The sequence below is a fragment of the Microbulbifer taiwanensis genome (assembly GCF_014904815.1).
In the GTDB taxonomy this organism is placed as follows: Bacteria; Pseudomonadota; Gammaproteobacteria; order Pseudomonadales; family Cellvibrionaceae; genus Microbulbifer; species Microbulbifer taiwanensis.
Map to the genome: position 1 here is coordinate 1 of NZ_JACZFR010000008.1, position 7648 is coordinate 7648.

Annotated in this window: 8 protein-coding genes; 7 read left to right on the forward strand and 1 reads right to left on the reverse strand. The window is 55.9% G+C overall.

Annotated features, from left to right (window positions below; all coding sequences use genetic code 11):
- Window positions 1-461 precede the first annotated feature (461 nt).
- The 6 genes from IG627_RS02805 (at window position 462) to IG627_RS02830 (ending at window position 4414) form a co-directional block, all read left to right on the forward strand.
- On the forward strand, window positions 462-857 hold the full coding sequence (locus IG627_RS02805; protein ID WP_193189717.1) for a hypothetical protein: 396 nt from the start codon (window positions 462-464) through the stop codon (window positions 855-857).
- 89 nt (window positions 858-946) lie between these two features.
- Window positions 947-1237 carry a hypothetical protein gene (locus tag IG627_RS02810; RefSeq protein WP_193189719.1) on the forward strand — a complete coding sequence of 97 codons (291 nt, stop codon included), beginning with the start codon at window positions 947-949 and terminating at the stop codon, window positions 1235-1237.
- A gap of 269 nt (window positions 1238-1506) precedes the next feature.
- The gene (locus tag IG627_RS02815) at window positions 1507-1989 is read left to right on the forward strand and encodes a GNAT family N-acetyltransferase (protein WP_193189720.1); all 483 of its coding nucleotides are present in this window, start codon (window positions 1507-1509) and stop codon (window positions 1987-1989) included.
- Window positions 1990-2556: 567 nt separating this feature from the next.
- Complete coding sequence (locus IG627_RS02820; protein ID WP_226864650.1) at window positions 2557-3009, forward strand: hypothetical protein; 453 nt, start codon at window positions 2557-2559, stop codon at window positions 3007-3009.
- Between the two features lie 65 nt (window positions 3010-3074).
- Window positions 3075-3524: a hypothetical protein gene (locus IG627_RS02825; RefSeq protein ID WP_193189725.1), complete on the forward strand. Its 450-nt coding sequence runs from the start codon at window positions 3075-3077 to the stop codon at window positions 3522-3524.
- 362 nt (window positions 3525-3886) lie between these two features.
- The gene (locus IG627_RS02830) at window positions 3887-4414 is read left to right on the forward strand and encodes a P-loop NTPase family protein (protein WP_193189727.1); all 528 of its coding nucleotides are present in this window, start codon (window positions 3887-3889) and stop codon (window positions 4412-4414) included.
- 58 nt (window positions 4415-4472) lie between these two features.
- Here IG627_RS02830 and IG627_RS02835 read toward each other — a convergent pair whose 3' ends face one another.
- Window positions 4473-5882 (reverse strand): rhomboid family intramembrane serine protease, encoded by a 1410-nt coding sequence (locus IG627_RS02835; RefSeq protein ID WP_193189729.1) that lies wholly within the window; start codon window positions 5880-5882, stop codon window positions 4473-4475.
- Between the two features lie 269 nt (window positions 5883-6151).
- Here IG627_RS02835 and IG627_RS02840 point away from each other — a divergent pair, with 269 nt between their 5' ends.
- Window positions 6152-7570 carry a S8 family peptidase gene (locus IG627_RS02840; protein WP_193189731.1) on the forward strand — a complete coding sequence of 473 codons (1419 nt, stop codon included), beginning with the start codon at window positions 6152-6154 and terminating at the stop codon, window positions 7568-7570.
- Window positions 7571-7648: the final 78 nt, after the last annotated feature.

A 7648-nucleotide genomic window follows, 5' to 3' on the forward strand; every position in this document is an offset into this window, starting at 1 on the left:
GTTTTTCTGCCTGAGCCGCTGAGGGTAATTTGCGAGAATCTTCTTTATTCATTCCCGCATTGTAGCGTAATATTCCATTGCCGAGTTAATAAAAGAAAATCTATCCAATTTTGAGGCTCTAATAGTCGCCTTATGTATCTTTCACATAATTCTGTTGTCGCATGCAATTCCTATCGGGATATCAGTATTCATCATTTATTCTTTTGATATCGATAGCGAGCATCATAGGGCGGTCATGCTTCCGTTTTTACTGCCTGCTGTTGGAGTGTTTTTTGGTTCTATCAGTGCACTTAAGAAGCTTCAAGAAAAACTGACGGATTCTCAATTATCTTTTTCTGCAGGTGTAGTAACTTTGCTGCTGTTCCTGTACCTTGTGCTCTTCTTTACCTAATAGGTTAACAAGGCCAGGCTGTGCGCGCATAAACAGCGCAGGCCTCCCCAGCTGGCAACGTTAATTTTTCATGACTGAAAAGATCGCCGCTTTTTACCTCATCGTGTTCATCGTATTGATGACATTAAAGTATATGAGGCCGAACGTAGTCACTTTTATGGCATTCAGTTGGTTCGGTCCATTTCCAGAGGAAGGAGAGCTATTGTCAATCTTTAAGGCAAGAAGGATAAGATATGCCTTTAGCTGGGTAATTCAGTTTGCTGCGTACTTTGCCTTCTTGGCCGTTATTGGAATGTATTTCAATAGCTATTTCAACGAAACATTTTTTCTCGTTGCAAGTTTTGCAGGTACTATCGGATTGGGGATGGCGGTTTTAGCCTTCGCTGGATTTTCAGTGTCTTGGCTAAAAACTGTGACCTTTGGTCCAGATCCCAAATGTGAGTGCATAGATGATCCTGAGATTTAAAATTAATAAGGCAGGCTATATACTCCGGCGCTGCTCGCATAAACAGCGCAGGCCTCCCCAGCTGGCAACGTTAGGCATTTTAAGCGGCTATGTCTCAGATAGAAAGTGTAATTAAAAATTTAGGTGTAAAGCGCGTCGTTGATCTTGGCGGCACAGAGGTGAGATTGGCCTGTCTTCTGCGCGAAGAAGATCGCCGTACCTTTCAAGCTGAGTGGTGGAGAGGAAAGCAGTCATCACTAATAGCAGTAGATGACAATGGAAATTTCTTCTTGCGGCATTCTGGCGGCCACATTCTCCATATAGATCAACAAGACAAGTCTGAGGCGCTCGTAGCAAAGAGCGAGACCGAGTTTCTCAACATGATTAAGCTTGGGTGGTAGCCCATGCCTAACCAGCGACTGTGGTTAAGACTCTAGTGGTTCATACGGTAAATTCGGCAACTAAAGCATACAGCCACAGCCTTCAGGTAGCATTGAAAAATCGCAGGGCTAGCAGCGTTAATTCAAGCCTTTTCAGCGTTGCCCTGGAGCCTGTGGTGAAGTGATCGATTACAAAATTTGCCGCATGGAGTACTAGCAATAACTTCCCGCACCCGATCCAACACCATCACCCATCATGGCGCTCTGCGCTCTTCTACAGGGAAAATCCATTGAAAGAAATAAACATCAGAGATGCGGTTATAGAGGATTCTGCTCTGATTCTTCGTTTTGTGCGGGACCTGGCAAAGTATGAGAAAGCAGAGCACGAAGTAGTAGCGACGCAATCTCATATTGAGGAATCAATTTTTGGGGAGAATTCAACGGTTCACGCATTGATTGGTGAAGCCAACTCCGAAGCCATAGGTTTTGCTGTATATTTCTTCAACTACTCAACCTGGCAGGGGCGCAATGGACTTTACCTGGAAGACCTATACGTTACTCCGGCTTATAGAGGGCATGGTGCCGGTAGGGAGATTTTAAAGCATTTGGCGAGAATAGCAGTTTCAAAGCATTGCGGGCGGTTTGAGTGGAGCGTATTGGATTGGAATGAGCCCGCAATAAGGTTTTACGAGTCTATTGGAGCCAAGGCCAAAAGTGAATGGCTGGGCTACCAGCTTTCGGGTGAAGCCTTGTTAGAGTTCAGCAACAGCTAGATTAATATACATATCTATGCTAGCAGCATACCCTGAATACTCGACCATCCTCCTGATCTAGAGCCTCTGGCGACAATCGCATCGGAATTCAGCGAGGCGTATATGAAGCTGGAAACAATAGATATGATGTAATTTTACAGAAATTAATCGACGCTGCTCTATTCGCGGCATCGTCGATATGAAGCCAGTCAGGATAACAGGGCTGGGCGAGGAAGGCGCCCTGCTGACAATAGACAAAGAGGACTATTCCCACTCTTTAACCAGCCGGCACGACATAGAAGTTACAGTGCCTAACGAAGCGGCCCCAAAATATTCATTCACCTTTTCTGGTGCAGCCTCGCAAGTTGCGAAGACCAGAGTGTGGAGAAAAACCTATGAGGCGGCCTCCAAGTATAGAGAATCCAGCAATATTCCTGAGTCCTGACCCCTTATAGTAAACTTAGGCAGATGCCAAAGGATCCGATCTTTTTTTGAGCCCAGTTTACGGCCTGCAAAGGCATAGCTTATAGAATAGTACTGCTGACACGCCTGAAAGCCCTATTCTGGCATTTGCCAACCAGGGCTTCTGTGCTGAATCAGTCACTGCTTCACACCCATGCAACTTTAGGAATATTCGAAGCCATGAGAAACTCTTTTTTCCTTTTTTTATTGCTTTCATTGAGCCCATTGGTTACGGCAAAGGAAGTTATCGGGGTCTGGGAATTGGTTTCTGGAGAATACATCAACGGCGAAGGAAAGCTCGTAGACTACAAGGAGATTAAACTCCATTCGATGAAAGTCATTTCCAGTTCTCACTTCAGCTTCACTTCCATGAAGGGAGAGGAATTCTGGGCGTCCGGTACTGGAAGCTATGAATTTGCAGATGGAAAATACATCGAAAAACTGCACTACAATTCCTTCGGACAAAATCCTGGCGCAACATTTATATTCGACAGTAAAATTGATGATGATTACTGGTATAACTCGCGCTGGAAAGGTGACAAACGCGTCGAACATGAGGTCTGGCGTAGGGTAGAATAGAAAAATGTTGAAAACCGGTCAGTTTTTCTACTGCACACTGTGTGACACAATCAAGGAAGGATACGATGAACTCTCTTAAAGCTGGGGGAATCCTGATGCTGCTGGCGTCAGTCACCCATATTGCCATCATTTTCGGCGGGGCGGATTGGTATCGCTTTTTTGGTGCCGGTGAAGAAATGGCCCTGATGCAAGAAAGTGGATCCTACTACCCTGCCGTTCTCACAGGTTTTATCGCGCTAGTGCTGGCCATCTGGTCCCTGTATGCATTTTCGGGGGCGGGATTGATGCGCAGGCTGCCGTTCATCAAGCCCGCCTTGGCCACCATTGCCGTCATTCTTCTGGCTCGCGGCTTCCTGGGCATTCCGGTGGTTCTCTTTTCAGATAATCCATATTTTGCAGAGCTGGGTTCCAACCTGGCGTTTATCATAGTGTCTTCAATTATCTGCCTGGCTATCGGCCTTTGCTATGGCTTTGGAGCTTACCAGCTCTACCGGAGTAAAAGTCAGGGTGCGTAACAGGCAGTTGCAGTTCTCGAGATTGAGTCAGGGGCCCGTGCGAAGCTGCCATTGTGTGTTTTCCTGCCGCCGCCGAGTTTACCGTGGCGCTGCACTGTCCCGAGTATCCGGGAAATTCGATCGCCCTTCACACGGCGCCTTCCTGACCCCGATTGTCCGAATGCTACTCGCTTGACTTCAATCGATTTACGGCTGACGATAGAAAAATGAATACGGGCTCAGCGCACCACACATTCCAGATTATTACCACCATTCCATAGAATGGTGGGTTTTTGATGCGTCCTTAGTTATCCAGACCCGCCCGAGAGGCGGGTTTTTGGTTTCTGCTTCTCGGGTTTCAACACAAAGCCACGGGAGGCAAGATGAGGAAAGTCGCAATATTCGGCAATAGCGGCGGAGGCAAATCAACACTGGCCAGGCAGTTGGCTGCCGTTACCGGTCTGCCCCTGTGCGCACTCGACAAAATTCAGTATCGCCCGGGCGGCAGGGAGATGCCGCACGATGAGTATCTCGGAATCCACAGCAAGCTGCTGGTACAGAGCGAGTGGATCATTGACGGCTTCGGCTGTATCGCCTCTGCCTGGGAGCGCTTTGCGGCGGCGGATACGCTGGTCTATATCGACCTCCCCCTGTTGACCCATGCCACATGGGTCAGCAAACGCCTGCTGAAAGGACTATTTGCCACTCCGGAAGGCTGGCCGGAAAACAGCCCCATTTTGCGGGGTTCACTGAACAGTTATCGGGTGCTTTGGCTCTGCCACCGTAAGTTGACCCCCACCTATCGCAAGCTGGTTGCCGATTCGAGGGCCTCAAAGCGGGTCTATCATCTGAGGTCGGCCGCCGATATCGACGGTTTCTTGCGGGACATGCGACAAGTATCCGGGCTTTGAGGCAGCCCGGGAAATTAGCGGAACTCCGCGAAAGCAGGCGCACCACTCGGGCAGCCATTCACTGCTGCCCGGACACTTCCACACCCGGAAACATTTGCAGCGCCTCCCGCGCGCGGCTCTCGTCCCCGAGGCGGCGGTAGTGACCGACCAGCGCCATGCCCAACTTGGGCAACAGCGGGTGTTCGACGCGCTGGTTTTGCAAGCGCCGCAGCAGCTCCTCCAGCCAGCCCCAGTTTTTATCCCGCGCCGCCCGACGCGCCAGTAGCAGGCAGGCCCTGGCGGTTAACGCGCGTGGTTTTTCCGTCTGCTGCAGATAGCGGTGGTAGCCGGCGGCCAGGGCGCGACCGTCGATCTCGGCGTTGTCGGCCAGCGCGAACAGGGCCAGGTTGGCGCGATGGAAGGCCTCGCTTTCCGGCGCTGCGGTGGTCAATTCAATGGCGCGCTCTATCAGCGGCAGTGACTGCGGATACTGGCGGATGGCCAGGCCGGCGGCATCGGCGGCTTCCAGCAGCTTGCCCTCCTCCTGGAAGCGGTCTATGCGTGCCAGGGCGCGGCTCTGGGGTGTCGAGGTTTCCTCTTCCACCGGCATCTGTTCCAGCGGCGGGCGGCGGCTGAGCAGCAACAGGGTGGCGGCGAAACCGGCCAGCAAGCCGCCGGTGTGGGCCCAGTAGGCGATGCCGGCGTCGCCGTAGAAGTAGCCGAAGATTTCCTTGGCCAGCCACAGGGGCAGTACCAGCAGAGCCGGCGCGCTGAACTCGCCGAACATAAAGCCGACGGTATAGAAGAAGCGCAGGCGGCGCACACCGTAGATGGCCACGAACATGCCCATGATGGCCGACACGGCGCCGGAGGCGCCCACCATCGGCACCGGACTACCCGCCTCCACCGCCATATGCAGGCCGGCGGCGGCCAGGCCGCCGAGCAGGTAAAGCCCGGCGAACCAGAGGCCCCCCAGGGCCAGCTCCACCGACAGTCCGAACAGCAGCAGGAAGACCATATTGCCGATCAGGTGATCCCAGCTGCCGTGCAGGAACATATGCCCGAACAGGCCGGCGACACCCGGTTCCGCCGGCACCAGGCCCAGGGCGATACTGCTGAGACGGTCGCGCAGTTCGGCGAACTGCTCGCGCTGCGCCAGCCACTCGGTCTCGCCCTCTGCACGCAGTTGTGGCAGCAGCCACTGGTGGAACTCCGGGTTCCACAGCAGCTCGCGGTAGACGAACTCCTCGCCCTGGGCGTCCACCTGTGTGCGCCATTCCGGGCGCACCTCATTCACGTAGACCAGGAAGCGCTGCTCCTCGAGATCCGGCAGTTGGCTGGAGAAGTAGTAGTCCTCCGCCTGCTGCCAGCGCGCCTCGTCGCGGCCCTGGTAGAGGACAAATACCAGCAGGTTGATGGCGATCAGGGCGAAGCACATCAGCGGTGGTCGGCGCCAGTCGGGCTTGTTCTGTATGGGGATGATCAGCACTGACGCTTCCTTTTAGGGTCCGGTGGCCGCGCGAGGCGGCTGAGAGTTATGCCAACAAAAAGCACTACAAGGGTGTGAACAGCCATACCCGGTAAAAATGGTTCACAAACTTGCCACGAAACATCGGTTTGCACGCCAACTTTCACTAACGGCCCCGGAGCCTCTGGTGCCCGGGAATGGCGGCGCGCTATGTTGCTGTCCGTAGGTACATGGAACCCGCCGCGCACCTCTCGCCGGCGGGGTAACAAAAACAATAAGTTGGAGCACCTATGTTCAAGCACATTACCAAACCCAAAGGTAAAGTTTTACTCTTTTCCGGCCTCTGCGCCGCCCTCGCCTCCACCTCCGCACTGGCCGGCGGACCGGATCCGCTGGCGCCGAAGATGAACCTGCCGGCACTACAGGCCGATCAGTCCTACCGCGGATTTATCGTCAAGTACCGGCAGGGCGCCGCGGCCAGGAGCAGTGCCGCTGCGGTGAACCGGTCACTGAACGCGGCGGCCGCGGAGACCGGTACCGGGCTTGATGCCGTGCGCCGCCTGGCCACTGGCGCCCAGCTGGTGCGGGCGCAACGGGGTCTGGACAGGGCCGGCGCCGAGGCGCTGATGCGCCGCCTGGCCCGGGATCCCGATGTCGCCTATGTGGAACCGGATGTGCGCCTCACCATCCAGTTCACCCCGGATGACAGCCGCTACAGCGAGCAGTGGCACTACTATGAGGCCACCGCCGGCCTGAACCTGCCCGGCGCCTGGGACAATGCCGATGGCGCCGGCGCCGTGGTGGCGGTGCTGGATACCGGCTACACGGACCACAGTGACCTGCTTGGGAATATCATTGGCGGCTATGACTTTGTCAGCGACAGCTCCGCCGCCCGCGATGGCGACGGTCGCGATAGCGATGCCCACGACGAGGGCGACTGGACCGGCTGGTTCCAGTGCGGCATCTGGCCCACCAACAGCAGTTGGCACGGCACCCACGTGGCCGGCACTGTGGCGGCGGAGACCCACAACAGCCAGGGCGTGGCCGGTGTGGCCTTCAATGCCAAGGTGGTACCGGTGCGCGTACTCGGCGCCTGCGGCGGCAGCCTGTCGGATATCGCCGACGCCATGGTGTGGGCCTCCGGCGGCAGTGTGGCCGGGGTGCCGGCCAACCCCTTCCCGGCCGACGTGATCAACATGAGCCTGGGCGGCTCCGGCGCCTGCGGCAGCACCTTCCAGGACGCCATCGACACGGCGGTGGCCAACGGCACCAGTGTGGTGGTGGCAGCGGGCAACAGCAATGCCGACGCCTCCGGCTACCAGCCGGCCAGCTGCAACAATGTGATCAGCGTTGCAGCCACCGACCGCCAGGGCAATCGCGCCAGCTACTCCAACTACGGCAGCGTGGTGGATGTGGCCGCGCCGGGCGGCGAGACGGCCACCACCGCCAACGGCGTGCTGTCGACCCTCAACAGCGGCTCCCAGGGTCCGTCTGCGGAGAGCTACGCCTTCTACCAGGGCACCAGTATGGCCACCCCCCACGTGGCGGGACTGGCGGCGCTGGTGAAGAGCGTGGATCCGGATTTGACCCCGGCGCAGGTGGAGGCGGCGATCGTGAATAACGCGCGCGGCTTCGCCGGCTCCTGCTCCCAGTGCGGCAGCGGCCTGGCGGATGCCGATGCGACGGTTACCGCAGTGTTAAACCAGTAGTTGTTGCCCCAAAAGCCGGGCGCCCCGGTTCCCGCCGGCGCCGTTTTTTTTTCGCTTTCCCCCCCCCGCGCGTTCGCG